This is a genomic window from Faecalibacterium taiwanense, assembly GCF_036632915.2.
In the GTDB taxonomy this organism is placed as follows: Bacteria; Bacillota; Clostridia; order Oscillospirales; family Ruminococcaceae; genus Faecalibacterium; species Faecalibacterium taiwanense.
Map to the genome: position 1 here is coordinate 2,435,114 of NZ_CP155552.1, position 25,880 is coordinate 2,460,993.

Consider the following 25,880-nt stretch of genomic DNA (forward strand, 5'->3'; position numbering starts at 1 on the left):
TCCTTACAGGAACGGACAACCCGGAGGGAAGGTTACTTACCTACACCGTGCGGTGTAGACGGCTGGGCTACCTACCAGCTCTGGCATCTCTCAGAAAGAAATGCGTTGCGTTTTTATCCTGCTTTTATTATATAAAGCACATCCCTGTGCATTATATCTGCCTTAATTGGTTTTCCAAGTGAAGTATACCACACTCGTGGTCAAATGACCACCCATATATACGAGAATTTGGCCGTTTTACTGCGTACGTGCGTACCAACCTTCCGTACGCACGTACGCAGCGATTCGCCCGAAACGTACCTTATACAACCGTTCCCCTCGGAGAGCCCACGGCACTTTGCAGGCCGCAGGGATGAAAGTGTCATAGTGGGTTATTACACTTCCGCAGAAGTGCCTTTTCCTCGCCGCAAACAGCCGGGGTGCGCCTTTGTGGAGCTTTCTATGCGGCGAATCCACATCGTCCACAGGCGATGTGAGCAGGGATTCTAAGGGGCGCAGCACCTTTGGCACACGACTTTGGTACAAAGTCTAGTGTGTTACACCTTGCCAGAGGTGTACACGTTCCTGAAATGCAAAAAGCCCCATACCCAACACCTTGACGGTGCGGACATGGGACTTGATGCTTCCTCGGCCTAGCCGGGTACTCGTAACCAATCCTGACAGGCAGTTGCCGTGTCATTTCTCGAAAACTGTTTTACGAATACCCAGCACTGGGGAACTCCCTGCCTTACTTATCGTGTGTGGATTTTTGCAGGGTGCGTCCGGGTGGGCGCACCCTGTTTTTGTTTGTGCTTATTTCTTCAGAATCCGCATTGCGTTCAGAACAGCGATGATCGTGACACCCACATCACCGAACACGGCTTCCCACATACCGGCCATGCCGAGTGCGCCCAGAACAAGGAACACGCTCTTGATGCCAAGAGCAATCACGATGTTCTGCATCACAATCCGTTTCGTAGCCTTTGCAACATCAATGCAATCGGCAGCCTTTTCACGGTTTTCTGATAAAGAGGGAAATTGGAACGGATTAAGTGTTTCTGATGTATTTGGCAATGAAGAAATCAAAATTGGCTATGTGGACGGTTGGCTTTCCACCAGCCGAAACATGGTGCGGGTTTTTGTCGCGCTTGCTCTTGCGGTTATCATCATGCTTGCTCCGATTTTCTCCGGCGAGTATGAAGGTGTTGATAATATCATATTGACAAGCAAGTACGGTAAAACCAAATGCGCTACTGCAAAGGTGGTTGCAGGTATTATCACCGCCATTCTCACTACCACGCTGATTGCAGCATTTAACCTGCTTCTTGCTTTTGTTTTTTATGGAACAGAAGGGTTGGATTGCAGTATTCTATTTGCCCCCAGTGACTATGTGGAAGCGTTTATCCCTTTTAATATCACCTGCGGTACGCTGCTCAAATATCAAATTCTGCTGGCATTTACCTGTACGCTTAGCGTTACGGGAATTACACTGTTCCTATCTGCAATCAGTAAAAATCAGATTGTAGCTTTGGTTGCGGCGATGGCAATTTTTCTTTTTCCCGTTTTGCTGCCGATCACCGAAGTAAATCCATTGTTCCGATTGGTTGGACTTCTTCCGATCTATCATGTACTAGCCATTTCGCTCCTGTCGGTGGAACAAATGAGTAACGGGATGCTGTATGCGATATGGGCAATCCCGGCAGCACTGCTCTTTTTGGGAGTTGGTGCAGGTATCTCTCGCCGTGTATTTGCAAAGCATCAAGTTTTATAAATCATTCGCACAGAGCCGCTAACAGCAGATTTGCGCGAAATAAAAAACGGCGGCTTTAATACGAAATCAAAGCCGCCGTTTTCTTTTCGAAAAATAAGAATACGGGGGTGTGTTAAAGTCGCCCTTTTTAAGGACACGGCGGTATCTGGGAGGTATTGCCGTGTCCTTTTTGCTTTTTCGCAACGTCCATGATCTGCACCAGTTAAAAAAAGCGTAGCCCCTCCATCGGACTATCCCGGCTATGAGTATGAACACAGAAATCATGTAAATAGATTTTATAATTCTTCTGCTCCTGTCTGCGTTTTGCAGACAGGCGCTTTTTGTCGTTATCGGGGATGTTTCTACTGTCCCCGCGCTCCGCCCTTTGCCTGATCCGGCCACCCACCCGATCAGGACGAAAGGAGCGCACAAATGAGCGACAGAAAAAAATAATTTTGATTTTTCCCGGCAGAGCTGGCCAAAACAGCCTTCCGCAGAACGAGTAGTGGGCGAAAGGGGAAGAAAAGAACTGCCTCCCGGCACGAAGGGAGGTGAGAACATGAAACCTGATCGCCACGCCGAACACAAGCAGCACGCCTTTGACAGCTTTTGCAAAAAGGTCTTGAAGTGCGAGGCCTGCAATGGCTATCGAGAGATCAGCCGCAGGAAGAAGCACAGCATCCCTTTCAGCGAACTGCCGGAGGACGCAATGGAGCAGCTTGCGGCCTATGACCGTTATCCCTGGGAGTACAACACCTTCATTCTTGGCGGTGATGTGATCCTGATCGAAAACGATCTGCTGGCCGATGCGCTGAACGCCTTGCCTCAGGACAACCGGGATATCCTTCTGATGTACTGGTTCCTGGAAATGGCGGACCGTGAGATCGCGGAGCGTATGAACCTGGCCCGCAGGACGATCAACAACCGCAGGCTGAAATCCTATCGGCTGCTGAAAGAGCTGATGGGAGGTGATACGGATGCGTGACACCGCAGCTTCCCGGAATAATCTTCTTCCTTATCCGGTCATTACCGCCGCTGTCCAGGGCGACCCTGACGCGGTAAACCGTGTGATCGGCCACTACTCCGGCTACATAGCGGCGCTTTCCACAAGGACAAGCTATGATCCTCAGGGCTGTCCTCATTCTCAGGTGGACGATGATCTGCGCCGCAGACTGGAAACGAAGCTGATTATTGCGATTCTGGATTTTGACCTGACCTGATTCAGATGACCGCCGTGCGTTCCCCTTTCCGCATGGTGTGTTCCGCACCTTGACAAAGAAAGCCCGTTGGGAGGCCAGCGCCGCAGTATAAGGCAAACGGATACATTCCTGTTTGTGCCGAGCCATACGGTCGGTGCGCCATGACCTCCATGCGGAGAGAGCGAGAAACACCAGACCGCAAAGCAAGCGTGGCAGCTTGCGGGCGATGACACACGGGCAGGGTCAAAGATACTCGCGCATTGAACGCCCAAAAAGCATTGTGCGCCGCACCCATCAGCATGGGCCGGGGTTAGACTCCCGTGGAGCTGTGCCAGCAGCCGTCCGTTTTGCCTCTTTCATTGCTATCTTTATGCTTTATGAAAGGGGATTTTATCATGCAAGATAAAGCTACAAATCCCGGCAAGACCAGCAGACCAGAGAAAAATCCTCTGGATGCAAAAACGACCTATCACATTGGCAATCGGTCGTTCGTTGTTGAGCCGGTTTTCAAAGAAGAAAGCCCGGATACCCTGGGTAGCGTTCTCCTTCGCCTGATGAAGTCCGAGAGTGAAAAGCTGTAAATAGCTTTCAAACCCGGCTGACAGAGGCAGCAAATGGCGGTATAATGTGTTCGTACAAGTATATTTGCTATTCGACTGCCTTGACGGAAGGAGGACTTATGAAACAGTCGAATAACAAAAAATCCCGTGACGTGACCGCCTTTCTCTATGAAAGGCTTTCCCGTGACGATAATCTTGAAGGCGAAAGCTACAGCATCGGCAATCAAAAGAAACTGCTTGCCAAAGTCGCAAAGGAAAAGGGTTACACAAATCTGGTTCATTTTCTGGATGACGGCATTTCCGGCGTGACGATGGATCGCCCTGGTTTTGTAGAAATGATCTGCCAGTTGGAACAGGGAAAAGCCGCCGCCGTCTTTGTCAAAGACCTTTCCCGCCTGGGGCGAAACTACATTGAGGTCGGACGGCTGACGGAAGAATTTTTCCCGAACCATGATATCCGCTTGGTGGCCGTTTCGGATAACATCGACACGGCAGAGGGCGAAAATGAGCTTGCCCCGATCCGCAACCTGTTCAACGAGTGGTATGCCCGCGATATCAGCAAAAAGCGGCGCATCAGCAATAAGATCAAGGGCAATGCCGGTGAGCCGATGGGCCAGCCTCCCTATGGTTACATCAAGGACCCGAATGATCCGAAGCATTGGATCGTGGATGACGAGGCAGCCCAGGTTGTGCGCCGCGTTTACAGCATGACTTTGGAGGGTTCGGAACAGAGCAGATTGCCGCCCAGCTTGAAAAGGACGATGTCCTGACCCCGCGGGCCTACTGGCTCACGAAGGGCATCAAACGCCCCGGCAAGGGCAAACAGCAGCCGCCTACCAAGTGGAACAGCTCCACAATAACCAAAATTCTCTCCCTGCAGGAATACTGTGGTGACATTCTCAATTTCAAAACTTATTCCAAATCCTACAAGAATAAGAAGCGAATCGACAATGACCGTGAGAATTGGGTGGTGTTCCAGGACGTCCATGAGGCGATCATCGAGCGTGCTGTGTATGAGCAGGTGCAGCAGAAGCGGGGCAAAATCCGTAAGCGCCGCACCAACAATGGAGAACACAATATGTTTTCCGGCCTGCTGGTCTGCGCTGATTGCGGCAGCAACCTTCACTTTCATTTCAATCAGGGCAATCCGGAGATCAAGTATTTCAACTGCTCCAACTACAAGGGCAACCGCGGCACCTGTACTTCTACCCATTATGTCCGTGTGGACTTCCTGGAGGAAGTGGTGCTGGGAGAGATACGGCGCTTAACGAAATTCGCCAGCCTCTATGAGGATGAGTTTGTAAAAGCGGTGATCGGACATTCTCAGCAGGCGGAACAGACAGACCGCAAGCTGAAGGAAAAAGAGCTGAAAACGCTCCTTGCCCGTGACGAAGAATTGGACGGTCTCTTTGAGCGCATCTATGAGGACAATGTTTCCGGCAAGCTCTCCGATGACCGCTTCGCAAAAATGTCCCGGCGGTATGAGGACGAGCAAAAGGAGCTGTCGGAGAAAATAAAAAGCTCCGCTCCGAGATAGAGAAGCAGAGCAGCCGTTCCATGACAACGGATATGTTTATCGGTCTTGTTCGCAAGTACACCAGAGCGAGGAAACTGACGCCCCGGATGCTGAACGAACTGGTTGAGAAGATCGAAGTGTTTAATGCTGAGAAGATCGACGGCGTTTGGGAGCAGCGGCTTCGCATCCACTATAACTGCGTCGGAACGATCGAGATCCCAACGGTACTGCCCCTGCCGATCCCGGAAGTGTCCGTAAATACAAGAAAAGGCGTAGTCGTCAACTACGCCCCCTGTGAACTCGCTGTATAAAAGCGAGTGTTCTTACAGCTTTTCAAATGCTGTAAGAACACTCGCCATGGTGCGGATAAGAGGACTTGAACCTCCACCGAGTTGCCCCGATTAGAACCTGAATCTAACGCGTCTGCCAATTCCGCCATATCCGCATATTCTGTTGTATTCGTGAGCTGTGACGCTCGGAACGATAGTTATTATACCAGATATGGCAGAATTGTCAAGCATTTTTTCAAAAAAACTTTTTCCTCACTACAAAACGTCATACTTTCGCGAAAAAAGCCCTTTGCAGGCCGATTTTCCGGCGGTGCGGAGGGTCGGAGTTTCTTTGTTTTTTCTTCAGCAGGCAGCCGTTCCGGAGGCCAGAAGATCAGACTTTGCCCCACACCAGCCACAGGTACGCATAGCCTGCCAGCACGGCAGCCAGCGTAAAGGGCACGCCGATGCGCAGGAAGTCGCGGGTGGTGACGGTCTCGCCGTTTTTGCGCAGAATGCCAATGGCCGCGATATTGGCCGAAGCACCGATGGGGATCAGGTTGCCGCCCAACGTTGCACCGGTGAGCAGGCCGAAGTAAAACACATAGGGTTCCACGCCCACGCCATCGTTCATCAGGGCGGCGATGCTCTGCACCACCGGCAGCATGGCGGCCACGTAAGGGATGTTATCGATGAAGGCCGAAAGCACCACCGACACCACCACCAGCAGGGTGAACAGCCGGAAAGGGCTTTCCCCTGCCACGGCATGGAACAGCCGGGCTGCTGCGTCGATAACACCCGCCGCGTGGATGCCCGCGATCACGATGAACAAGCCAAACAACAGCAGCAGGGTATCGCAGTCCAGCTCGCCCAGCACATGCGCCAGCGGCTTTGCCGACCCTGCCCGCAGGCAGGCGCGCGCCACGCCAAACAGGCACAGCCCCATGCACACAAGACCGCTGCGCAGCTCGTACACCGTGTGCAGCGGCCCGGCTGCAGGCTCCGGCAGGAAAGATGCCGCAATGAGCAGACCCACCGTCAGCAGCATCAGGGCAGTGGGCACATCGTCCTCCACCTCAGTCTCCACCTTTGCGGCGATAGGCTGGGTCTCGCGGCGGAACAGCCACAGCAGCACTGCCAGCGAAGCAAGTGCGCCCAGCTCTACGCCCCAGAAGATGCCCGGACGGCCCCGCATCCAGAAGAAATCGAAGAAATTCATGTCGGCAAAGCTGCCCAGCAGGATGCTGGTGGTGTCGCCCACCAGCGTGGCCGCGCCCTGCAGGTTAGAGGACACCGCAATGGCAATGAGCACCGGCACCGGCGAGATCTTCAGCTTACGGGCAATGGCAAGGCCCACCGGTGCCACCATGAGCACCGTGGCCACATTGTCCACAAAAGCACTGATGACACCGGCGAACAGCGCCAGCATACACACCGCCCACTTGACATCCGGCACACGGACGATAAGCATTTCCGCCAGGCGGGCAGGCATTTTGCTCTCGATGAACAGTGCCACCGTACCCATGGTGCCCGCCATCATGAGCAGCACATTATAATCCACGGCCTGCAGCGCGGCGCGGAGTGAAAACTCGTAGACCCCTGCCTCGCCCAGCACAATAAAGAGCACCGCACTGCACAGTGCCACCCACGGGCGGTACTGCTGCAGCCGCAGCATCAATACATAGGTAACAGCAAACAGGATCAGTGCAAGTATCATTCGTTGATCTCCCCGCTGCGGGCATCCTCGTCGATCATGCGGTAGCCCACGCCCAGCTCATTGAGGATATAGGCATTGCTGCCCGGACGGCTGCCCAGCTTTTTGCGGATATTGGCCATGTTCACCTGCAGCTTTTTGGTGCTGCCGATGTCGGTATCGCCCCAGATGGCCTTGACAATGGCCGCATAGGTCATCACGCGGCCCGCATGCTGGGAAAGGAACGCCACGATGTTGTATTCGGTCTGGGTCAGCTTGATCTCCTGCTCGTCCACAAACACCTTACGGCGGTCATAGTTGATGCGCATTCCCTGTGCGCGGAACTCACCCGCCGGGGCATTGCCGCCGTGCATGGCACTATAGCGGTTCAGCCGCAGGGCAGCGCGCACGCGGGCCAGCAGTTCGCCGGTGCTGAAGGGCTTGGTGATGTAATCATTGGCACCCAGATCCAGCGCTTCGATCTTATCCATCTCGTCGGTGCGGGCCGAGAGCACCACGATGGGGGTCATATACTTCTGCCGCACGGTGCGGATGAATTCCAGCCCGTCCCGGTCCGGCAGGCCCAGATCCAGAATGACCAGATCCGGGTTGTGGGAGGCGAACAGGGTCAGGCCCATGGTACAGGTATGAGCCACCAGAGCCTGATAATCGTTGGTGGTGAGCAGCGTTTCGATAAAGCTGCAGATATTTGCCTCATCCTCTACGATCAGGACCTTGAATTTGTTATTGCTCATCTTCTGCATCCTCCATTTCAATTTCTTCGGTCTCCAGCCAGAAGCGGATGGTCGTTCCCTCACCCAGACGGCTCTCGGCCTTGATCTCGCCGCCGTGCGCCTTGATGATGGCCGCACACACCGAAAGGCCGATGCCCATGCCGTGCTTGCGGCTGTCTGCCGGTACATCCGGGTCGGTGCCGGAGAACAGCGTTTTCAGCCGTTCTCTGGGGATGCCGCAGCCATCGTCCGTCACCTCGAACACCGCACGATTGCCCACCGTGAACACCTTCAAGGTCAGTTTTGTCATGCCCTCGGCGTGCAGAGCGGCATTTTCCAGCAGGTTCATCAGCACCTGCTGAATCAGCATGGAATCCATGGGGATCACGATAAAGGCATCCGGCGTTTCCAACTCCACCGGGATCTCCGGGTAGCGCTTGCGGAACTTGACCAGCACCGTATCCAGCAGTTCGTCCAGCACAGTGGGGGTCTTTTGCACCGTCACCTTCTCGCTGTCGATGCGGGTGACGGAAAGCAGATTCTCCACCATGCGGGTCAGCCACTGGGCATCACTGCAGGCTTCGCCAAGCAGTTTAATGGTCTTTTCCTTATCCAGCGAGTCATAATTTTCGATCACAGTGGAGCAGGCACCGTAGATGGAGGTGAGCGGGGTGCGCAGATCGTGAGAAACCGCGCGCAGAAGGTTTGCACGCATCTTCTCCTTCTCGCTTTCCATACGCAGCTGTTCCTGCTTTTTGATGCGGGTGGTGAGGGTGCTGGTCATGATGGACACCACCAGCATCACAAGGCCGGAGAACAGGTTTTCCGACAGGGTAAAGTTGAAGGCGAAATACGGTGAGAGGAAGGCAAAGTTCACAGCCAGCACGCTGATGAGCGAAGCCGCCACGCCCCACGCATAACCTTCTGTATACATAGAGGTGACGAATACCGCCAGCATAAAGATAAGCATTGCTACGCCCTCAATGCGGCCCATAACGGCCTGTGTAAGCATCACCATGGCATAGGCGGCGAACAGAGCCAGCAGCATTACGGTGGCATCCCGCACAAGCGTCTGTTTTTTCATGCACATTCCCCTTCCCAAATAATATATTCCGTTTCCCGCATTATACCATAGAAAAACTAAAGATACAGTAAAAATCCTTTGCCGTAAAGAGGGACGTGATTTGACACTCCCTCTCCCCCGTAGTAGAATAGCCCTATCAACACTTTATCTCACTGGATCAGGAGTAACGATATGCTGTATTTCGAGAACGACTACTGTGAGGGTGCACACCCTGCCATCCTGCAAAAGCTGGCCGAGACCAACTTTGAAAAGGTGCCCGGCTATGGCACCGACCCCTACTGCGCCAGCGCCAAAGCAAAGATCTGCGCTGCCTGCGGCTGTCCGGATGCAGACGTGACCTTCATCTCCGGCGGCACCCAGACCAACGCCATCGTCATTGCGTCCATGCTGCAGCGCTGGCAGGGCGTGATGGCTGCTGCCACCGGCCATGTGGCTGCACACGAAGCCGGTGCCATTGAGTATACCGGCCACAAGGTCATTGCCCTGCCCGCCCACGAGGGCAAGGTGAGCGCCGCCGATGTGCGCGACTGGTGCGCCACCTTCTATGCCGATGCCAACCACGACCACATGGTGTTCCCCGGCATGGTATATATCTCTCACCCGTCCGAGTACGGCACCCTGTACACCAAGGCTGAGCTGGAAGAGCTGCACGCTGTGTGTCAGGAGTACCACATGCCCCTGTTCATGGACGGCGCACGCCTGGGCTACGGTCTGATGGCCAAGGGCACCGATGTTACCCTGCAGGATATCGCCCGCCTGACCGATGTGTTCTACATCGGCGGCACCAAGGTGGGCGCGCTGTGCGGCGAGGCCGTGGTGTTCCCCCACGGCGCACCGGCCCACTTTATGACTATGGTCAAGCAACAGGGCGCGCTGCTTGCCAAGGGCCGTCTGATGGGCCTGCAGTTCGATGTGCTGTTCACCGACGATCTGTACACCCGCATCAGCCGGAACGCCATCGAAACCGCAGACCGTCTGAAGGAGGGCCTTGCTGCCAAGGGCTACCGCTTCTATATGGAGTCGCCCACCAATCAGGTGTTCCCCATTCTGGAAAACAGCCAGCTGGAAGCGCTGGAGCCACTGGCAAAGTTCGGCTTCTGGGAGAAGTACGACGACACCCACACCGTGATGCGCATTGCCACCAGCTGGGCCACCCGCATGGAGGAGATCGAGCAGCTGATCGACCTGATGTGACCCTGCCGAAGATTTTCTGCCGGTTTTATGCGGGATACCAATTGCAATTCCTTTCACAATGTGGTATCTTTTGGGTAGACCAATGGGTTGGAGACGGTGGGCCTTGCAGGACAGCGTTCCGGCCAGCTGGCTCTATGAAATGATCGGAAAGAAGGTATTTTAACATGGGCTTTTTTGATAAGCTGTTCGGCGGCAAGACCGAGCAGGAAGAGACTGTCAAATTCTTCGGTCAGAGCAAGACCGTTCTGACCCCCATCCGCGGCAAGGTGCTGGCACAGGCCGACATCCCCGACGAGACCTTTGCACAGGGCATCCTTGGCCCCGGTTGCGGCATCGAGCCCACCGGCAAGACCGTGTATGCTCCGTTTGACGGCACCGTGGAACAGGTGGCTTCCACCCTGCACGCCGTGGGCCTGACCAGCGAGGACGGCATCGAGATCCTGATCCATGTTGGCATGGACACTGTGGAGATGCAGGGCAAGGGCTTCAAGGCACTGGTCAAGGTGGGCGATAAGGTCAAGGCCGGCACCCCGCTGCTGAAGGTGGATCTGGACGCCATCCGCGCCGCAGGCCATCCCACCGCTACCGCCATCATCGTGACCAACGGCGATGACATGGGCGAGCTGAAGATGCTGGCCGAGGGCGATGTGCTGGCCGGCACCCCGCTGTTCAAGTTCTGATCGTAATCGTAAAAGGCGTGAGCTTCCATTCGGAGGCCCACGCCTTTTTTGTTATTCCTTTTCTTGTTTATATTTCAGCGCCTTCTGGGAGAAATGTCCATCGAAGAACTGGATGAAGGGGCCAAAGGCGATGATGATAACACCCACCACCATGCCGATGATGTGCCGTGCTGAGGGAGCCTGCCGGGTCTTGTTCATGGCCTTCTTCTCTTTCTCCTTCTGTTTTTCACCATTCTGTTGTTTTTGTGTTGAAAATTCAGGCCTTGAGCCGGGCTTCAATGGCCGCTTTGTCCAGTCCTTCGCCAATGACGATGAGCACATCCTGCCCCTGCGGGATGGGTTCCAGCGTTCTGCCGGCAGCGGTGGCGTTCAGCTCCAGCCAACCGGTGGTGCCCTGCGGGTCCGGTGCAAAGCCCTTCACCCGCAGCACATGGCCGCAGGCGGCATCCGCAAACAGATGGTCGGCAGCGGCCTTCAGCTGCTGCAGCGTCAGGTGCTGCTCCAGAAAGCACAGAGAGCTGAAGGCTTCGTGCTCATCAAAATGCAGCTTTTCGCAGCTGGCCTGCCTGCAGCCGCAGGCCGCAATGGCGGCAAGGTCGGCATCGGTAAGCCGTGCCCAGTCCTTGGTGATGATCTCTTCCGGCGCAAAGTGGCGGGAGCACTTGCAGCCCTCCAGCGCACGGGTCAGGTGGGCCACGGCGGCAGCGGTCTGCTGCTGCCCGGCCAGCTGGGTACGGCTGACCAGCACCCGGCCCGCGTTGGCTGTCTCGGATGCCAGCACGTACTCAGCCTGCGGCGAAAGCGTTTCCGGCAGCATGGCATCCACTATGGCGATCACATTGCCGATGTGATACCAGCGGTCCAGCGGGTCGTCCCGCAGCACATCAAAAAACTCGTCCACATCAAAGATGCCGCTGGGTTCCACCACCACCCGGTCAAACCCGCGCATGGCCATGGCAATGAGCTTGGTGCGCATCCGGCGCTGGTGGGTGTCGCAGTCGCATCCGCCGCTGATGGTCTCAAGGTCGCAGTTCGGGCCAAGAAGGTCCTGCACCAGCATGGCATCCACGTTCACTGCGCCGAAGTCGTTTTCCAGAATGCAGACATTGTGGCCCTGTGCCACCAGATACCGGACATACCGACGCAGAAAGGTGGTTTTGCCTGCGCCCAGAAAGCCGGTGATAAGGTCTACCTGTACCATAATAAAAAAGCACCTCCTGTGCTGTTGTTTGCCCGGTTCCAGTATACCGCAGCAAACTGTAATACGCCAGTGGCAGATGCAAAAAGCCCCGCATTTCTGCGGGACTTTTTATGTTCGTATTCAGCCGCTGTCGGATGCAGAGCTGTACTCGGCAATGACCTTGCGGGCGGCAGGTGCCATTTTGGCCGGTACGGCGGCAGGTTTTGCAAGGAAGTAGCCCTGCAGCGCATCCGCGCCCAGCTCGATGACCTTGCGCAGCTCGGCGGCGGTCTCCACGCCCTCGGCAATGATCTGCATGCTGCGCGGGTGGGCGAAGGTCTCCAGCGATTTGAAGAAGGTCAGCCGCTCGATTTCATACAGTGCGCCCTGCTCCTGCGCCAGCTTCATGATGGTAGCGGGTGAGCGCAGCGCTTCCATATCGGAGCGCATCAGGGCTTCGTAGGCCATCACCTTGCGGGCGCTGCTGCCGCAGCCCACGCAGCCAAGGGCCAGCGCCGCGGCGCACAGCCCGGACACGACCGCTTTGAGATATTTTTTCATCGATTTTCTCCCCTGAGGGCGCTCACGCAGCAGGACGTTCCGGCTACCATATCACCCGATTATACCTAGTTTATCATACCATCTTTTTCCGGGTGCGTAACCAAAATCCGGCAAAAACCTTCACGATCACAAGAAAGCGGAAGAACTTTCCACCCATCGGAATAAAAAGCACAGCCCTTCCCATTGACTGGGAAAAGCTGTGCTTTGCTGCTGTTATTCGTTTTTTTTGCCGGGACGGTGGACACAGTGATCTGCTCATAATCCGCACTGTGTGCAAGATAAACGCTCAGGTCACCGGTGTTGGTGGTCTCCATGCCGTCCAGCTTTGTGCAGGCGCAAAGGCCAAAGGCCAGCACATCCATGCCGGCAGCAGCGCCCTGCCAGAATTTATCCTCGCAGCCAGGCTTTGCCCAGCGCCGCGGCAGATACTGCACAAAGCCCACAGCCGTCAACAGTTCATCCGCCTCGGCCAGCTGGGCCTCGGCAGCGGCATCGTCCAGCATATCCCTGCCCGCGCAGCGCTGCAGGATGACATGGCACACCGGGCGGCGTGTGGCCTCCAGCACCGAGTGACGGAAGCCGTAGCGGGAGACGTTCTTTTTGCCGTACAGCAGGATAAAGCCCATGCTGTTGCGGCTGTCCGCCCGCAGGAAGCCATGGGTGATGTAGGGCATCTTCTGGCCTTCGGGCATCATGTCCAGATAGCCCACGGAGCCGTGGCGGGTGATGGTCTCATTGAAGAAGCGCTTGCCGTCGTTGCCAAAGATGGGCCAGATACCGCCGAAGGGGAAGGACGGACGGCTGTTGATGTCGGCTGCCTGACCTGCACGGGGGCCTGCCTCCATGGTAGCGCCTGCCCACATCATCATGCGGATGCCGGAGCCATCACGGCCCATGGAAGAAACGTTGTTCACATCGGTGCGGGCCTTGTGGGCAGCTACCATTTCAACGGCGAGTGGGTGTATATTTTTGATACAGTAAGAGGGGCTGCTGCACTTTCGGCTAAAACGATGTGCAGCAGCCCCTTCTTCGTATCGGATCCAGACAACAAAAAAGCGTTCTGAGAGATCTCAGAACGCTTGGTGGTTGCGGGGGCCGGATTTGAACCAACGACCTTCGGGTTATGAGCCCGACGAGCTACCAGACTGCTCCACCCCGCGATATTTACTTTGTGCTCTCAGCGGTTCTCGCTGACTGCTCAAGTATAATACCACAAGGGCGGGCGGATGTCAAGTATTTTTTTGATTTATTTTTTCTTCTTTTTCCAAACCACGAACCCTGCGCAGGCGGCGGCTGCGATCACCACCACCGGCCATGCACCGGCAAGGGCAACGATGACCTGCTGCAGGCCACCCACAAAGTTCTGCCAGCCAGCGGAAAGGGCGCTGACAAAGCGGCTGCCGAAGCCCTCGCTGGGCGGCGAGTAGGTGCTCACCTCGCTCAGGCTCACGTACACGGTGCACTCTTCCACCTGATCGTTGTACCAGTCCATCTGGCTCTGCCAGCTCTCGATCTGGCTCTGCACATCCGTCAGGCTGGACTCGATCTCAAGCAGGTCGGAGAGGTTGTCGGCCTGCTGCTGCAGCTGCTGCAGGCGGGTTCGCTGGTTCTTGAGATTCTCAAGCCGGGTCTCCACGTCCATGTACTGGGCGGTCACGTCGTCGGCCTGCTGGTTTTTGTAGGTCACGTTGCCTGCTTCGGCCACGGCGGCAAGAAAGTTCTCGTAGTTCTGCTGCGGCACCCGGTAGGTCAGGCTGACACTGCGGCTGTCACCGGCATCCGAGTATTCACTGCTGGATTCCAGATAGCCGCCCGCTTCAGCAAGGGCAGCATCCAGCGCGGCGCGGGCTGCGTCGTAGTCCTTGCTTTCCAGGCTGAGGTTCGCGGTGTAGATGATCTTTGCGTGGTCGGTGCTATGGGCCGCTGCTGCCGCGTCGTCCTCCGAATAAACAGCGGTGCCGTTGTCTGCGCCGCTTTCCAGCGCCATGGTGTTCAGACTGTAATCGGCTGCCATGGGGCTGTCCACAGCGGCGCGGTCCGCGCCGCCTGCCGCCATCGCCGCCGCAGTGCTGTCCGCAGAATAATAGACCGCCGGGCTGCTGCTCTTTGCGCCAAGGCCGATTTGTCCGGTGGCAAAAGCACCATAGCCTACCACGCACACAGCAAGGCAGGCCGCCAGTGCGCCCACCCGCTTTGCGGGGAAGCGGATCAGTTTCTTCTTCGGCTGCACCGGGGCGGACTGAGCCGGTACCGGTGCGGCGGTTTTCATCATGGGCTGGGCCTTTTCTTCTTCGGTCAACTGGTCGGTCATGGCCAGCAGCTTTGCCTTCAGATCGTCCGGGGCGTAGAGGTCGTCCGTCTCCATCTTGTACTCATACCACCTCATCTTCGATCTCCTCCTTCAGCATCGTATGTAACTGCGCCCGGGCACGCCGCAGCCAGCTCAGCACCGTGTTGGACGGTGCGCCCATCATCCGGCCGATTTCCGCCGCCGTGTACCCCTCGTAGTAATGCAGATAGATGGCATTGCGGTAGTTTTCCGGCAGGGCGCGCACTGCGTCCAGCACACTGCCGTCCTCAAACGCATCGGGCGCGGGCAGGTTCTCGTCCAGCTCGGTGTCCTTCTGATGGGCTGCGCGGGTCAGGTCCCGGCAGCGGTTGATGGCCACCCGCAGCAGCCACGCCTTGAGGTGCTCCTCACTCTCAAACGTACCATTATAATGCAGGAGCTTCTCGTAGACATCCTGCACCACGTCCTCGGCATCGGCTGTGCATCGGCTGTTGTGTATGGCAGCGCGGTAAACAGCATCGCTGTATTTCTGCACTGCCAGCGTAAATACTTCGTTTCTGGTCAGCTGTCCCATAGTTTCAAGCTCTCCTTTACCGCCTGTACAGGGCTGGTGGAATTCGTGTTCCACGGGGGACATTCACCCTATACACGGCTGAACGCCCCCGAAGATTGCATTGCTGGAAAAATTTATGAAAATCACCTTTTATATACTCTCTGCAGCAGGGCCACCCGTTCTGCAAGGAAGGTCTCGGCCTTCGGATGGTGCAGCCAGCGCTTGTTCGCCGCTGTGCCAGCCAGCTTTCTGCCCAGCGCTGCCGGGTCGGTATCGGCCTGCATCACATCCTGCATGGTCAGCTGCAGCGTCAGCGCCGCAGGGGTGTCCGGCAGCGGCGGCAGCGGGTCCTCCCACACAAAGGGCGGCAGCAGCTGCACCGCCACCGTGGCGCGGGTGCACTCCTCGGTGAGCAGCAGGGCTGCAGGCGTGCCGTCCGGCTGGACGTGCAGGGTGCTGTACAGCAGCTGCAGACTGCCCTCGGCCAGCAGGCGGATATCCCCCTCCCGCCCGGTAGGCGAAAGGCTCAAATATTCCCGCGCCTCGTCCAGATAGATGTGCCGGGCCGGTGCCTGCACGCGGGCATACAGCGCAGGCAGCGCAAAGCGGCCCGCTTTGTCCAGTGCGTGCTGCAAAAGCAGGTAGAACTCGGTCAGTGGGTAGGCCGGGTCCGGCTGCGGCATCCCGAAATCGGGGCGCGATACGTGTCCTCCACCCATAGGGAACCTCCTTGACAAATAACGCTGATGCGGTATAATAAATACAGAAGGGGCGCTGACTGCAAGGGTCAGCTTTCCATCCCGCTTGTCAAAAAGATTGACCGCACAGTTTGGAAGCAGGGCGGTCAATCTTTTTGTTATCATCGTCTTTCTTCTGGGAAAACTTTGCCACGACCTCAATGGTCAGGCGGATCACATCCACGATCAGGCTCAACAGTGTGAGAATGAACGTGAGCAATGCGAGAGTCTCCAAAAGAGTCATCCGACATCCCTCCCTTCGCCTTCAAGGCTCCGGGCAGGGCACTTGCAAAAAAGTTTCCTCCCGGAACCTCTGCTTCATCCTAAGTAGAAAACTAGATAAGAAGAATCAGCGATAACGGGACAGAAAGCATGACCACCAACTTTGCAATCAGCGCCTTATTGACAGTATATCACATTTCCCGACTCGACACAATGTGTTTTGTCCCCCGGTCAGTGTGCCGGGAGTTTTTATTGTAAACCCCCTCGAAACTTTATTGTTGACCATCTGTCTCCCGCTGCGCTATACTCGAGCACAGATGCCTTGTAAATTTTTAACAGAGGGGAATTCTATTCTATGAAAAACAAAAAACTGACCACCTATCAGATGGCTGTCACTGCGCTGATGGCCGCCGCGCTGTGCGTGCTTGGCCCGCTGAGCGTGCCCATCGGAGCCATTCCCATTTCGCTGTCAAACTTTGTCATCTGCCTGACCGCATGGCTGCTGGGGCCCAAGTTCGGCACCCTGAGCGTGGCGGTGTACCTTCTCATCGGCCTTGTGGGCGTGCCGGTGTTCTCCGGCTACGGCGCGGGCATTGCCAAGCTGGCAGGCCCCACCGGCGGCTATCTGGTGGGCTACCTGCTGCTGGCCTTCATCGGCGGTCTGTTCATCGAAAAGAGCAAGGGCCAGCCGGTGATTGCCGGCATCGGCCTTGTGCTGGGCGATGCCGCCTGCTACGTGCTGGGCACCGCATGGTTCGTGTTCCAGATGCAGTGCGAGCTGGGCTATGCGCTTTCTGTGTGCGTGTACCCGTTCATTGCGCTGGACCTCGCCAAGATCGTGGTGAGCTGCATCGTGGGTGCACTGCTGCGCAAGCGTCTGGTACAGGCTGGCGTGCTGAAGCTGAAGGAAGCCTAACAGGCAAAGCAAAAGGGAGACTGCAAACGCAGCCTCCCTTTTTTATTTGTGATCCGTTATTTTACATAGCCAAGGGTCGCAGCCATCACGGCCTTGATGGTGTGCATCCGGTTCTCGGCTTCGTCGAACACGATGCTCTGGGGGCCTTCAAACACTTCATCGGTCACTTCCATGGCATCGCGGCCAAAGCGCTCGCCCATCTCCTTGCCCACGGTGGTCTTGTGGTCGTGGAAGGCGGGCAGGCAGTGCATGAACACAGCGTGCAGGCCTGCAATGTCCATCAGCTGCTGGTTGATCTGGTAGGCGGCAAGGTCGTTGATGCGCTCAGCCCACACCTCCACCGGCTCACCCATGGACACCCACACATCGGTGTACAGCACGTCGGCACCCTTGGCGGCCTTGGCGGGGTCCTCCTCAAAGGTGAGGGTGGCACCGGTCTCGGCAGCGATCTTCTGGCACTCGGCCACGAGGGCAGCGTCCGGCTGGTACTTCTTGGGTGCACAGGCGGTGAAGTTCAGGCCCATCTTGGCGCAGCCCACCATCAGGCTGTTGCCCATGTTGTAGCGGGCATCGCCGAAGTAAACGAAGTTGATGCCCTTCAGGTGACCAAAGTGCTCCCGGATGGTGAGGAAGTCGGCCAGGATCTGGGTGGGATGGAACTCGTTGGTCAGGCCGTTCCACACCGGCACACCGGCGTAGTGGGCAAGGTCTTCCACGATCTGCTGGCCATAGCCGCGGTACTCGATGCCATCGAACATGCGGCCCAGCACACGGGCAGTGTCGGCGATGGACTCCTTCTTGCCGATCTGGCTGCCGGACGGGTCAAGGTAGGTCACTTCCATGCCCAGATCGTGGGCAGCGACCTCGAAGCTGCAACGGGTGCGGGTGGAGGTCTTTTCAAAGATCAGGGCGATGTTCTTGCCTGCCAGCTGGTCATTGTGGCGGATGCCGGCCTTCTTTTTTGCCTTCAGGTCTGCGGCAAGGTCCAGCAGTTCTTCGATCTCGGCAGGGGTGTAGTCCAATAGCTTCAAAAAGCTGCGGTTCTTCAGACTCATTGTATATTTCCCTCTCTATGCAAATTTCATTGTATATTTATACTTATATTATATATTATACTGGGATTCTGAAAAAATTGCAATACCCTGTCGGATATGCTATACTGGCTGTGCTGCCCTTCTCCATTCTGGCAACAGAAGGGGGTGGATACCGTGGACACCATTCTAACCAATTTTCTGGTGGCTGTCGCAGCACAGGTAGCTGCACACTTCCTGTGCAAGTGGCTTGAGAGTCACCGCAAGGGCAAGTAAGCACAAAAAGAACCCTCTCGGAGCTGCAACTCTGAGAGGGCTCTTTTTTGTGCGTGGATACAATGGAATGTTCTAACCAACTTCCTACCCTTAGTATATGCAATCCCACACAAAAGTCAAGATGCTATGAAAAAAGTTCACAGCTCCAGCTCTGCCTTCCGTCCGGTGGACTGATAGGCAGTCAGCTTCACGCCGGCCTTTTTGAACATGAACCGCGCCGCCACGCTGGAATCGCTGTCGTGGTACTTGTCGCCGTAGTACACCACCTCGGCAATGCCCGACTGGATGATGGCCTTGGTGCACTCGTTGCAGGGGAACAGCGTCACGTACACCCGCGCACCTTTCAGGTTATTGTGGGCGCTGTTGAGGATGGCGTTCAGCTCGGCGTGGCACACGTACATATACTTGGTGTCCAGCGGTGCGCCCTCCCGCTCCCAGGGCATCTCGTCGTCGCTGCAGCCAATGGGCATACCGTTGTAGCCCAAGGACAGAATTTTGTTTTCCGAGCTGACGATGCACGCGCCCACCTGACTGTTGGGGTCCTTGGAGCGCATGGCCGTGAGCAGCGCAATGCCCATGAAATATTCATCCCAGTTGATGTAATCCGTGCGTTTCATTTTGGTATGCTCCTTGTGCCTTTATTCTGCCTTTTATTATAGCGTATCGCTGTGGATTTTACAATAAACTTTGGCACTGCCGTGCAACTTGCACAAAACCTTGCCCCGAAGTTTGGCGCTTGATTCGTCAGAATTTTCAAACGAAATATTTAAAAATCATTTTAAGTGTGGTATTATCTTTGTAAAATATGCCACAAAAGCGGAGAGAATGCTCCGTGCGGCGGAAATGAGGGAAAAACCGATATGAAATACGCAAGCAACAACATCCGCAATATCCTGATTGCCGGTCATGCCGGCAGCGGCAAGACCACGCTCACCGAGGCGCTGGTCTATTTTTCGGGCGCTGCCGAGCGTATGGGCCGGGTCGAGGACGGCACCACGATTTCGGACTTTGACCCCGAGGAAGCAAAGCGCAAGGCCAGCCTGTCTGCATCGGTCGTCCCCGTGGAGTACGAGGGCATCAAGTACAACCTGATCGATGCGCCGGGCCTGTTCGACTTCGAGGCCGGTGAGTACGAGGGCATCCGTGCCGCCGAGAGCGTGCTGGTGGTAGTGTCCGGCCGCAGCGGCGTGACTGTGGGCGCGGAAAAGGCGTTCCAGCTGGCCCGCAAGAATGGCAAGGCTACCATGGTGTTCGTCTCCAAGTGCGATCTGGAGAATGCCAACTACTTCAAGATCCTTGAGGATATGAAGATCAAGTTCGGCTCCACCGTCTGCCCCTGCGTGGTGCCCGCCAAGCTGGACGACGGCACCCTCGTGTACATCAACCTGTTCAGCCAGAAGGCCTTCAAGTACGAGGGCGGCAAGCAGATCCAGGTGGACCTGCCGGACATCGGCCACCGTTTTCAGGGCCTGATCGAGGCCATGAGCGAAGCCATCGCCGAAACGGACGATGAGCTGATGGAAAAGTTCTTCGGCGGCGAAGCCTTCACCACCGAGGAGATCGTGGAAGGCATGCGCAAGGGCGTCAAGGACGGCCTGATCACCCCCGTGTTCTGCGGCAGCGCCGTGAACCAGCAGGCGCTGGATATGCTGCTGTTCAACATGCACAAGCTGCTGCCCAGCCCGGAGCACGAAGCCAGCACGCTGGCCGAGGATGCCGCCGGCGAGCCGGTGGAACTGCACTGCACCGTGGACGAGCCTACCGCCGCCTACGTGTTCAAGACCGTGGCCGACCCATTCGTGGGCAAGCTGAGCTACCTGCGCGTGGTCAGCGGCAAGGTGACTGCAGGCGAACCCCTCACCAACGCCCGCACCGGCGATGTGGAGAAGATCTCCAAGCCCCTCACCGTCATTGGCAAAAAGCAGGTGGACTCCGACGGCATCATTGCCGGTGACATCGGCGCAGTGGCAAAGCTGGTGAGCGCCAAGACCGGCGACACCCTGTGCGACGCTGAGCGCGTGGTCAAACTGCCCGCCCCCGTGTTCCCCAAGCCCAGCCTGTTCATGGCCGTCACTGTGGCCAAGAAGGGCGACGAGGGCAAGATCAGCAGCGCGCTGGCCCGCCTGATGGAAGAAGACCCCACCCTGAGCTACGAGAACAACGCCGAGACCCATCAGCAGGTGATCGGCGGTCTGGGCGAGCAGCATCTGGACGTGGTGAAGGCCAAGCTCAAGAACAAGTTCGGCGTGGAGATCGGGCTGGAAGCACCCCGCATCGCCTACCGCGAGTCCATCCGCAAGGCCTGCCAGAAGCAGGGCCGTCATAAGAAGCAGACCGGCGGTCACGGCCAGTTCGGTGATGTTATCATCAACTTCGAGCCCTGCGACAGCGAGCAGGTCGTGTTTGAGGAGAAGGTGTTCGGCGGCAGCGTGCCCAAGAACTTCTTCCCGGCTGTTGAAAAGGGCGTGCGCCTTGCCGCCGAAAAGGGCGTGCTGGCAGGCTACCCCGTAGTGGGCCTGAAAGCCACCCTGCTGGACGGCAGCTACCACCCGGTGGACAGCTCCGAGATGGCCTTTATTATGGCCGCAAAGCTGGCTTACAAGGCCGCTATGCCGGAGGCCGGCCCGGTCATTCTGGAACCCATCCACACCCTGAAGGCTCATGTGCCAAACGACAACACCGGCGATATCATGGGCGATGTGACCAAGCGCCGCGGCCGCGTGCTGGGCATGGAGCCGGACGATGACGGCCTGCAGACCATCATCGCTGAAGTGCCGCTGGCAGAGCTTGCAAACTTTACCACCTTCATCCGGCAGACCACGCAGGGCCGCGGCTGGTTCACCACCGAGTTTGCCCGCTACGAGGTTCTGCCCGAGATGCTGGTGCCTGCCGTTGTGGAGCAGGCCAAGAAGCTGGGCAATCTGGACGAGAGCGCAGACGATTGATTCTCTAACTGAATAGGACATTTTCCCGACCCCCGTTGACACTTTTCCCTCTGTCAGCGGGGGTTTTTGTTGTTATTTTTCTCAGATCCTCTAAAATCTCTGCCATTTTTAGGCATCCTTCCAATCTTGTCTAAAATCCTTGATTTCTGTTGGGGGGGGTAGAATAAGGAATTGTGAATCTTTTTTGTCCACGATCCGCGCAGACAAGATCCACCCGCAAAAGTCGTATCAAGGAGGAATTTATATGAAAACGCGACTTATCAGCCTGCTGCTGGCATTCAGCATGGCACTGACATTTCTGCCTGTCGGGGCAGTCTCTGCATTTGCGGCGGAGACGGGCGATACATTTAACTTTAACGGTCTTACATACGAGATAACAAGTGACACAACCGCCAAAGTCAAAGGACCCGAAGCAACCACCTTATTGACCCAAGTAACTATTCCAGAAAAAGCAACAAATTCCTTGAATGGAGAATCCTACACTGTAACAGCCATTGCGGATAAAGCTTTTCGCAACACAAGATTTAACGGCGAAATCACATCCATCACACTTCCCGATAGTTTGAAGGAAATCGGTGATTTCGCTTTCTTTTCTTGCCTCAAACTCGAAGACATCAATCTTCCCGATGGGCTTACTAAAATCGGGTATCAAGCTTTTCAGAACTGTTATAGTTTAACAGAAATCACCATTCCAAGCAGTGTAACTACTATGGGTTCACATGTGTTCAACCGCTGTACCGGACTAAAAGAAGTTACCTTTGAAAAGAATTCGCAGCTAAGCGCGCTTCCTGATGCAACCTTTGCCAACTGTATAAGTCTGGAGTCTTTTACCCTTCCCAATGGATTCACTTCCATCGGCGAAAATGCTTTTTATAAATGCGGAAAACTCACCACATTAAACATCTCGGATGATGTTACTGAAATCAAAAAAGATGCTTTTATTGATTGCGCAAAATTCAACACTATCAATTATGACGGTACCAAATACTCTTGGAACGCTCTACTAAAAAGCGGCAGCGTAGATAACACAGTTTTGGAAAAAATTCAAGCGGACGGCTTCACCGTGAATTACTGGGTACAGCCTTTGGTCGTCAGCGGCGGCATTTTCACAGTAGATGGCGATCCTGTAGTTGGCGATACAGCTATTGTGCCCGTCGGTGCTACAGTTGAAATCACTTTTGATCAGCAGTCTTTCGCTGACAGTGGTCTCTCTTTTGGTAGTTGGGAGATTGATGGTTTAAGCAATTCAGAATACTACAAAAATAAAGAAAGCTTCACCTTTACTATGCCTAAGAATCGCGTAGCAGTCACAGCTTCAACAATGGATATTCCCAGCGCCCCCACGATCGACGACGCCCCTGTTGACCCTGCCATCAGCACTGCGGTAACGATCATTGGCGGTGCACTGCTGGTGGGCGGGCTGCATCAGCTGGGCACCGAGCTGTGGCTGATCCATCATCTGCCCAAGGGTACCGCCATCCCGGAAACTCGCATCGAACTGGCCGAAGTGCTCTGGAAGGATGCCGGACAGCCTGCTCCTGCTGCCGAAGCCGCTTATACCGATATCGACACCGACGACACCGATGCGCAGCAGGCTGCACAGTGGGCAATTGAAAACGAGCTGATGACGCTGCGCAGCAGTGAGCATCCGGACAAATTCGACCCCCATGTGCCGGTCTCCACCGTAAAAGCCATTCGCGCGTGGAAAAAGGCACAGCAGATGAAACCGTCTACCAAGTAACACCCAATGGAATCAAAACAGCCCGTTCTCCTTTTTTGAAGAGCGGGCTGTTCCGTTATTTGCTCCAGCCGACACATTTTTCTGCCCTACCGCCGCCTTTTTTGTTGACAAAGCAGCCGCCTGCTATTATAATAATGTAGTCAAAATGGCATTCTTGTGCGGCTTTGCGGCTGCACAGCACAAATAGAGACAAGGAGAGATTCTCAAATGGCACAAGAGATCAAGATGTCCGCTGCCGGTCTGAAGGCAATGCAGGAGGAACTGGAATACCTCAAAACGGTGCGCCGCAAGGAGCTGGCCGAAGAGATCAAGGAAGCACGCAGCCACGGCGACCTTTCCGAGAACAGCGAGTACGACGAGGCCAAGAATACGCAGGGTCTGGTGGAGAACCGCATCACCGAACTGGAGCAGATGATCAAGAACGCCGTCATCATTGATGAGAGCGAGCTGAGCGTGGACAATGTCTCTGTGGGCACCCACGTCACCATCCTCATGACCGGCGAGGACGAGAACGAGGAGTACGACATTGTGGGCCGCACCGAAGCCGACCCCCTGAACGGCAAGATCAGCGACGAAAGCCCCGTGGGCCACGCTCTGCTGGGCAAGGCTGTGGGCGACAAGGCCGAAGTGCTGCTGCCCACCGGCCACACCGTGGAGTACACCGTGCTGAACATTACCCACGCTGCAGGCTGAGCAGGCCAAACGAATAGGAGAAACCATGGAAGAACAAAAGAAGAACCCGGCGCAGGGCCTGTCCGAGAGCGAGCAGGTGCAGGTGCGCCGCCAGAAACTGGCCGACCTGCAGGCTGCAGGCCACGACCCCTTCACCCTGACCAAGTACCCGCAGGATTCCTACTCTGCCGATCTGAAGGCCGAGTTTGCCGACCTGCCCAACGAGACCGACAGCGGCAAGACCGTGGCGCTGGCTGGCCGTATGATGTCCAAGCGCGTAATGGGCAAGGCAAGCTTTGCCCACCTGCGGGACGATAAGGGCGACATTCAGCTGTACGTCCGCCGCGATGAGCTGGGCGAAGAGCCTTACGCCGCCTTCAAGAAGCTGGACGTGGGCGATATCATCGGCGTGAAGGGCGAGGTGTTCCGCACCAAGACCGGCGAACTGAGCGTGCGCGCCACCGAGCTGACCCTGCTGGCCAAGAGCCTGCGCCCCCTGCCTGAGAAGTTCCACGGCCTGACCGACACCGAGATGCGTTACCGTCAGCGCTACGTGGACCTGATCGCCAACCCCGAGGTGAAGGACACCTTCGTGAAGCGCAGCCAGATCCTGAAGGAGATCCGCGCCTATCTGGACGAGAAGGGCTTCCTGGAGGTGGACACCCCCATCCTGACCCCCTTCGAGATCGGCGCCTCTGCACGCCCCTTCTACACCCATCACAACAGCCTGAACATGGACATGGTGCTGCGCATTGAGACCGAGCTGTACCTCAAGCGCCTGATCGTGGGCGGCATGGACCGCGTGTACGAGGTGGGCCGCATCTTCCGCAACGAGGGCATGGACCCCAAGCACAACCCGGAATTCACCAGCATCGAGCTGTATCAGGCCTTCACCGACTTCCACGGCATGATGGATCTGGTGGAGGAGCTGTACAAGCGCCTTGCCCAGAAGATCTGCGGCAGCATGGTCATCCCCTATCAGGGCAAGCAGATCGACATGGGCCACTGGGAGCGCCTGACCATGGTGGAAGCCGTGAAGAAGTATTCCGGCGTGGACTTCAACGACTGGAAGTCCGACGAGGATGCCATCGCCGCCGCCAAGGAGCACCACGTGGAGCTGCCCGAGGTGCCCACCAAGGGTTCCATTCTGGCCGAGTTCTTTGATGCCTTCGTGGAGGACAAGCTCATCCAGCCCACCTTCATCTACGATTACCCCGTGGAGATCAGCCCGCTGGCAAAGCGCAAGCCGGACGACCCCGCCTTCACCGAGCGCTTTGAGTATTTCATCGACTGCACCGAGTACGGCAACGCCTTCAGCGAGCTGAACGACCCCATCGACCAGAAGGGCCGCTTCGAGCGTCAGGTAGCCGAGCGCAAGGCCATCGAGCCCGACTGCAAGGCACAGGTGGACTACGACTACGTGAATGCGCTGGAGTACGGCCTGCCCCCCACGGGCGGTCTGGGCTTCGGCGTGGACCGTCTGGTGATGCTGCTCACCGACAGCGCCTCCATCCGCGATGTGCTGCTGTTCCCCACGATGCGCCCGGAATCTAACTGAGCTACGTGGTAATCTTTGTGTCTCCGACAATGAAATACATCGCGGATTCCGACACGGAAAGTGTCAGAAAGCTGACATCCTTGACGGATTTCCGCATGGACTGACGGAGATGCAAAAAAATCCCTGTTAGTACAGACAGATTTTTACTTCTGGCTACCAGCAGAGAACTGTAAACGAGAAAACAGCCGAGAGGACATTTCACCATCAGCGATTGCTGAACGTGAGGTGTCCTCTTTCTATATCCTGATAATGCAATTATACCATTACCCTTGACAAAGGAGAAGAATGTCATGGAACATAAAGCTGCTTCGTTTGAAGTTCCCGAACTGGAAAAAATTCTGGCCAAGAAGAAAAAGAGATACGTTGGCTACGAGGAAGGAATGGTTCTCTATTCGATGGGCAAGATTTCGTTCCGAAAGCTGGCGCAGGACGCTCATGCACTACTCCGCATAAAAAAGATAGCGATTGTTGATTTGGACATGCTGGACGATTATCTGGAACAGCATCGCAGCAACAACTGAATCAGAGTTTTCTTACATA

The 25,880-nt window shown here is 56.1% G+C and carries 28 protein-coding genes, 2 tRNA genes and 1 pseudogene; 15 read left to right on the plus strand and 16 right to left on the minus strand.

Annotated features, from left to right (window positions below):
* Positions 1–792: 792 nt before the first annotated feature.
* Positions 793–984: pseudogene (locus PXT33_RS11970) on the minus strand (cadmium-translocating P-type ATPase); the annotation flags it as partial.
* On the opposite strand from PXT33_RS11970, the gene PXT33_RS11975 reads away from it, so the two are divergent.
* The 7 genes from PXT33_RS11975 (at position 932) to PXT33_RS12005 (ending at position 5,315) form a co-directional block, all read left to right on the plus strand.
* Positions 932–1,750 carry an ABC transporter permease gene (locus PXT33_RS11975; RefSeq protein ID WP_332376692.1) on the plus strand — a complete coding sequence of 273 codons (819 nt, stop codon included), beginning with the start codon at positions 932–934 and terminating at the stop codon, positions 1,748–1,750. The pseudogene PXT33_RS11970 and the gene PXT33_RS11975 sit on opposite strands and share 53 nt — an antisense overlap.
* A 538-nt stretch (positions 1,751–2,288) precedes the next feature.
* Positions 2,289–2,714 carry a sigma-70 region 4 domain-containing protein gene (locus PXT33_RS11980; protein ID WP_227622937.1) on the plus strand — a complete coding sequence of 142 codons (426 nt, stop codon included), beginning with the start codon at positions 2,289–2,291 and terminating at the stop codon, positions 2,712–2,714.
* Complete coding sequence (locus tag PXT33_RS11985; RefSeq protein WP_113992623.1) at positions 2,707–2,949, plus strand: helix-turn-helix domain-containing protein; 243 nt, start codon at positions 2,707–2,709, stop codon at positions 2,947–2,949. Before PXT33_RS11980 ends, PXT33_RS11985 begins: the two co-directional genes overlap by 8 nt.
* 374 nt (positions 2,950–3,323) lie before the next feature.
* Positions 3,324–3,509 (plus strand): hypothetical protein, encoded by a 186-nt coding sequence (locus PXT33_RS11990; RefSeq protein WP_113992624.1) that lies wholly within the window; start codon positions 3,324–3,326, stop codon positions 3,507–3,509.
* Between the two features lie 98 nt (positions 3,510–3,607).
* On the plus strand, positions 3,608–4,258 hold the full coding sequence (locus PXT33_RS11995) for a recombinase family protein (RefSeq protein WP_347070332.1): 651 nt from the start codon (positions 3,608–3,610) through the stop codon (positions 4,256–4,258).
* A complete protein-coding gene (locus PXT33_RS12000) occupies positions 4,255–5,025 on the plus strand; it encodes a recombinase family protein (RefSeq protein ID WP_347070554.1) in 771 nt (256 codons plus the stop codon). The genes PXT33_RS11995 and PXT33_RS12000 overlap by 4 nt, the downstream gene beginning before the upstream one ends.
* A gap of 32 nt (positions 5,026–5,057) precedes the next feature.
* Positions 5,058–5,315: a DUF4368 domain-containing protein gene (locus PXT33_RS12005; protein WP_347070555.1), complete on the plus strand. Its 258-nt coding sequence runs from the start codon at positions 5,058–5,060 to the stop codon at positions 5,313–5,315.
* Positions 5,316–5,362: 47 nt separating this feature from the next.
* Here the strand turns inward: PXT33_RS12005 and PXT33_RS12010 are convergent.
* The 4 genes from PXT33_RS12010 to PXT33_RS12025 all read right to left on the minus strand — a co-directional run bounded on the left by PXT33_RS12010 (position 5,363) and on the right by PXT33_RS12025 (position 8,784).
* Positions 5,363–5,449, minus strand: a tRNA-Leu gene (locus PXT33_RS12010).
* Positions 5,450–5,667: 218 nt separating this feature from the next.
* Positions 5,668–6,990 carry an SLC13 family permease gene (locus tag PXT33_RS12015; protein ID WP_332376642.1) on the minus strand — a complete coding sequence of 441 codons (1,323 nt, stop codon included), beginning with the start codon at positions 6,988–6,990 and terminating at the stop codon, positions 5,668–5,670.
* On the minus strand, positions 6,987–7,721 hold the full coding sequence (locus tag PXT33_RS12020) for a response regulator transcription factor (RefSeq protein WP_044954127.1): 735 nt from the start codon (positions 7,719–7,721) through the stop codon (positions 6,987–6,989). The genes PXT33_RS12015 and PXT33_RS12020 overlap by 4 nt, the downstream gene beginning before the upstream one ends.
* On the minus strand, positions 7,711–8,784 hold the full coding sequence (locus PXT33_RS12025; RefSeq protein WP_097775006.1) for an ATP-binding protein: 1,074 nt from the start codon (positions 8,782–8,784) through the stop codon (positions 7,711–7,713). Before PXT33_RS12025 ends, PXT33_RS12020 begins: the two co-directional genes overlap by 11 nt.
* A gap of 171 nt (positions 8,785–8,955) precedes the next feature.
* Here PXT33_RS12025 and PXT33_RS12030 point away from each other — a divergent pair, with 171 nt between their 5' ends.
* Both PXT33_RS12030 and PXT33_RS12035 read left to right on the plus strand, forming a co-directional pair.
* Positions 8,956–9,978 carry a low specificity L-threonine aldolase gene (locus PXT33_RS12030; protein WP_005944946.1) on the plus strand — a complete coding sequence of 341 codons (1,023 nt, stop codon included), beginning with the start codon at positions 8,956–8,958 and terminating at the stop codon, positions 9,976–9,978.
* Between the two features lie 164 nt (positions 9,979–10,142).
* The gene (locus tag PXT33_RS12035) at positions 10,143–10,658 is read left to right on the plus strand and encodes a PTS glucose transporter subunit IIA (protein ID WP_005944949.1); all 516 of its coding nucleotides are present in this window, start codon (positions 10,143–10,145) and stop codon (positions 10,656–10,658) included.
* Positions 10,659–10,709: 51 nt separating this feature from the next.
* Here PXT33_RS12035 and PXT33_RS12040 read toward each other — a convergent pair whose 3' ends face one another.
* The 9 genes from PXT33_RS12040 to PXT33_RS12080 all read right to left on the minus strand — a co-directional run bounded on the left by PXT33_RS12040 (position 10,710) and on the right by PXT33_RS12080 (position 16,223).
* Positions 10,710–10,856, minus strand: coding sequence for a hypothetical protein (locus tag PXT33_RS12040; protein WP_207698449.1), 147 nt, complete (start codon positions 10,854–10,856; stop codon positions 10,710–10,712).
* A gap of 58 nt (positions 10,857–10,914) precedes the next feature.
* Positions 10,915–11,859 (minus strand): GTP-binding protein, encoded by a 945-nt coding sequence (locus tag PXT33_RS12045; protein ID WP_332376643.1) that lies wholly within the window; start codon positions 11,857–11,859, stop codon positions 10,915–10,917.
* 120 nt (positions 11,860–11,979) lie between these two features.
* A complete protein-coding gene (locus tag PXT33_RS12050) occupies positions 11,980–12,399 on the minus strand; it encodes an EAL domain-containing protein (protein ID WP_242702879.1) in 420 nt (139 codons plus the stop codon).
* Positions 12,400–12,464: 65 nt separating this feature from the next.
* The gene (locus PXT33_RS12055) at positions 12,465–13,313 is read right to left on the minus strand and encodes a hypothetical protein (protein WP_207698451.1); all 849 of its coding nucleotides are present in this window, start codon (positions 13,311–13,313) and stop codon (positions 12,465–12,467) included.
* A 169-nt stretch (positions 13,314–13,482) separates the two neighbouring features.
* A tRNA-Met gene (locus PXT33_RS12060) sits at positions 13,483–13,559 on the minus strand.
* A gap of 86 nt (positions 13,560–13,645) precedes the next feature.
* The gene (locus tag PXT33_RS12065; RefSeq protein WP_332376645.1) at positions 13,646–14,785 is read right to left on the minus strand and encodes a DUF4349 domain-containing protein; all 1,140 of its coding nucleotides are present in this window, start codon (positions 14,783–14,785) and stop codon (positions 13,646–13,648) included.
* Positions 14,772–15,263 carry an RNA polymerase sigma factor gene (locus PXT33_RS12070; protein WP_044954130.1) on the minus strand — a complete coding sequence of 164 codons (492 nt, stop codon included), beginning with the start codon at positions 15,261–15,263 and terminating at the stop codon, positions 14,772–14,774. The genes PXT33_RS12065 and PXT33_RS12070 overlap by 14 nt, the downstream gene beginning before the upstream one ends.
* 122 nt (positions 15,264–15,385) lie before the next feature.
* A complete protein-coding gene (locus PXT33_RS12075; RefSeq protein ID WP_118526853.1) occupies positions 15,386–15,961 on the minus strand; it encodes a hypothetical protein in 576 nt (191 codons plus the stop codon).
* A gap of 88 nt (positions 15,962–16,049) precedes the next feature.
* On the minus strand, positions 16,050–16,223 hold the full coding sequence (locus PXT33_RS12080) for a hypothetical protein (RefSeq protein ID WP_347070333.1): 174 nt from the start codon (positions 16,221–16,223) through the stop codon (positions 16,050–16,052).
* Positions 16,224–16,556: 333 nt separating this feature from the next.
* Here PXT33_RS12080 and PXT33_RS12085 point away from each other — a divergent pair, with 333 nt between their 5' ends.
* Entirely contained in the window at positions 16,557–17,117 is a 561-nt protein-coding gene (locus PXT33_RS12085) for a biotin transporter BioY (protein ID WP_332376647.1), read from the plus strand.
* Between the two features lie 56 nt (positions 17,118–17,173).
* Here the strand turns inward: PXT33_RS12085 and argF are convergent, their stop codons facing one another.
* Together argF and PXT33_RS12095 are read right to left on the minus strand one after the other, a co-directional pair.
* Positions 17,174–18,172: an ornithine carbamoyltransferase gene (gene argF, locus PXT33_RS12090; protein WP_332376648.1), complete on the minus strand. Its 999-nt coding sequence runs from the start codon at positions 18,170–18,172 to the stop codon at positions 17,174–17,176.
* A 389-nt stretch (positions 18,173–18,561) separates the two neighbouring features.
* The gene (locus PXT33_RS12095) at positions 18,562–19,041 is read right to left on the minus strand and encodes a dCMP deaminase family protein (RefSeq protein ID WP_005944992.1); all 480 of its coding nucleotides are present in this window, start codon (positions 19,039–19,041) and stop codon (positions 18,562–18,564) included.
* A gap of 243 nt (positions 19,042–19,284) precedes the next feature.
* Here PXT33_RS12095 and PXT33_RS12100 point away from each other — a divergent pair, with 243 nt between their 5' ends.
* The 5 genes from PXT33_RS12100 (at position 19,285) to PXT33_RS12120 (ending at position 25,861) form a co-directional block, all read left to right on the plus strand.
* The gene (locus PXT33_RS12100) at positions 19,285–21,369 is read left to right on the plus strand and encodes an elongation factor G (RefSeq protein WP_005944998.1); all 2,085 of its coding nucleotides are present in this window, start codon (positions 19,285–19,287) and stop codon (positions 21,367–21,369) included.
* Positions 21,370–21,613: 244 nt separating this feature from the next.
* Positions 21,614–23,110, plus strand: a complete 1,497-nt coding sequence (locus PXT33_RS12105) for a leucine-rich repeat domain-containing protein (protein ID WP_332376649.1) — start codon at positions 21,614–21,616, stop codon at positions 23,108–23,110.
* Positions 23,111–23,317: 207 nt separating this feature from the next.
* Positions 23,318–23,803: a transcription elongation factor GreA gene (gene greA / locus PXT33_RS12110; protein WP_005945007.1), complete on the plus strand. Its 486-nt coding sequence runs from the start codon at positions 23,318–23,320 to the stop codon at positions 23,801–23,803.
* Between the two features lie 25 nt (positions 23,804–23,828).
* Entirely contained in the window at positions 23,829–25,340 is a 1,512-nt protein-coding gene (gene lysS, locus PXT33_RS12115) for a lysine--tRNA ligase (protein WP_332376650.1), read from the plus strand.
* A 290-nt stretch (positions 25,341–25,630) separates the two neighbouring features.
* Positions 25,631–25,861, plus strand: coding sequence for a DUF6462 family protein (locus PXT33_RS12120; RefSeq protein WP_291018206.1), 231 nt, complete (start codon positions 25,631–25,633; stop codon positions 25,859–25,861).
* The last annotated feature ends 19 nt before the right edge of the window (positions 25,862–25,880 follow it).

Bases quoted from the DNA above. Each gene is read 5' to 3' on its own strand.
- PXT33_RS12085 (WP_332376647.1), top strand. From the start codon at position 16,557: ATGAAAAACAAAAAACTGACCACCTATCAGATGGCTGTCACTGCGCTG.
- PXT33_RS11975 (WP_332376692.1), top strand. From the start codon at position 932: ATGTTCTGCATCACAATCCGTTTCGTAGCCTTTGCAACATCAATGCAA.
- PXT33_RS12005 (WP_347070555.1), top strand. From the start codon at position 5,058: ATGTTTATCGGTCTTGTTCGCAAGTACACCAGAGCGAGGAAACTGACG.
- PXT33_RS12100 (WP_005944998.1), top strand. From the start codon at position 19,285: ATGAAATACGCAAGCAACAACATCCGCAATATCCTGATTGCCGGTCAT.
- PXT33_RS11985 (WP_113992623.1), top strand. From the start codon at position 2,707: ATGCGTGACACCGCAGCTTCCCGGAATAATCTTCTTCCTTATCCGGTC.
- PXT33_RS12080 (WP_347070333.1), bottom strand. From the start codon at position 16,223: ATGACTCTTTTGGAGACTCTCGCATTGCTCACGTTCATTCTCACACTG.
- PXT33_RS12035 (WP_005944949.1), top strand. From the start codon at position 10,143: ATGGGCTTTTTTGATAAGCTGTTCGGCGGCAAGACCGAGCAGGAAGAG.
- PXT33_RS12045 (WP_332376643.1), bottom strand. From the start codon at position 11,859: ATGGTACAGGTAGACCTTATCACCGGCTTTCTGGGCGCAGGCAAAACC.
- greA (WP_005945007.1), top strand. From the start codon at position 23,318: ATGGCACAAGAGATCAAGATGTCCGCTGCCGGTCTGAAGGCAATGCAG.
- PXT33_RS12015 (WP_332376642.1), bottom strand. From the start codon at position 6,990: ATGATACTTGCACTGATCCTGTTTGCTGTTACCTATGTATTGATGCTG.
- PXT33_RS12105 (WP_332376649.1), top strand. From the start codon at position 21,614: ATGAAAACGCGACTTATCAGCCTGCTGCTGGCATTCAGCATGGCACTG.
- PXT33_RS12020 (WP_044954127.1), bottom strand. From the start codon at position 7,721: ATGAGCAATAACAAATTCAAGGTCCTGATCGTAGAGGATGAGGCAAAT.
- lysS (WP_332376650.1), top strand. From the start codon at position 23,829: ATGGAAGAACAAAAGAAGAACCCGGCGCAGGGCCTGTCCGAGAGCGAG.
- PXT33_RS11990 (WP_113992624.1), top strand. From the start codon at position 3,324: ATGCAAGATAAAGCTACAAATCCCGGCAAGACCAGCAGACCAGAGAAA.
- PXT33_RS12075 (WP_118526853.1), bottom strand. From the start codon at position 15,961: ATGGGTGGAGGACACGTATCGCGCCCCGATTTCGGGATGCCGCAGCCG.
- PXT33_RS12095 (WP_005944992.1), bottom strand. From the start codon at position 19,041: ATGAAACGCACGGATTACATCAACTGGGATGAATATTTCATGGGCATT.
- PXT33_RS12040 (WP_207698449.1), bottom strand. From the start codon at position 10,856: ATGAACAAGACCCGGCAGGCTCCCTCAGCACGGCACATCATCGGCATG.
- argF (WP_332376648.1), bottom strand. From the start codon at position 18,172: ATGAGTCTGAAGAACCGCAGCTTTTTGAAGCTATTGGACTACACCCCT.
- PXT33_RS12025 (WP_097775006.1), bottom strand. From the start codon at position 8,784: ATGAAAAAACAGACGCTTGTGCGGGATGCCACCGTAATGCTGCTGGCT.
- PXT33_RS12065 (WP_332376645.1), bottom strand. From the start codon at position 14,785: ATGAGGTGGTATGAGTACAAGATGGAGACGGACGACCTCTACGCCCCG.
- PXT33_RS11995 (WP_347070332.1), top strand. From the start codon at position 3,608: ATGAAACAGTCGAATAACAAAAAATCCCGTGACGTGACCGCCTTTCTC.
- PXT33_RS11980 (WP_227622937.1), top strand. From the start codon at position 2,289: ATGAAACCTGATCGCCACGCCGAACACAAGCAGCACGCCTTTGACAGC.
- PXT33_RS12050 (WP_242702879.1), bottom strand. From the start codon at position 12,399: ATGAAAAAATATCTCAAAGCGGTCGTGTCCGGGCTGTGCGCCGCGGCG.
- PXT33_RS12120 (WP_291018206.1), top strand. From the start codon at position 25,631: ATGGAACATAAAGCTGCTTCGTTTGAAGTTCCCGAACTGGAAAAAATT.
- PXT33_RS12070 (WP_044954130.1), bottom strand. From the start codon at position 15,263: ATGGGACAGCTGACCAGAAACGAAGTATTTACGCTGGCAGTGCAGAAA.
- PXT33_RS12030 (WP_005944946.1), top strand. From the start codon at position 8,956: ATGCTGTATTTCGAGAACGACTACTGTGAGGGTGCACACCCTGCCATC.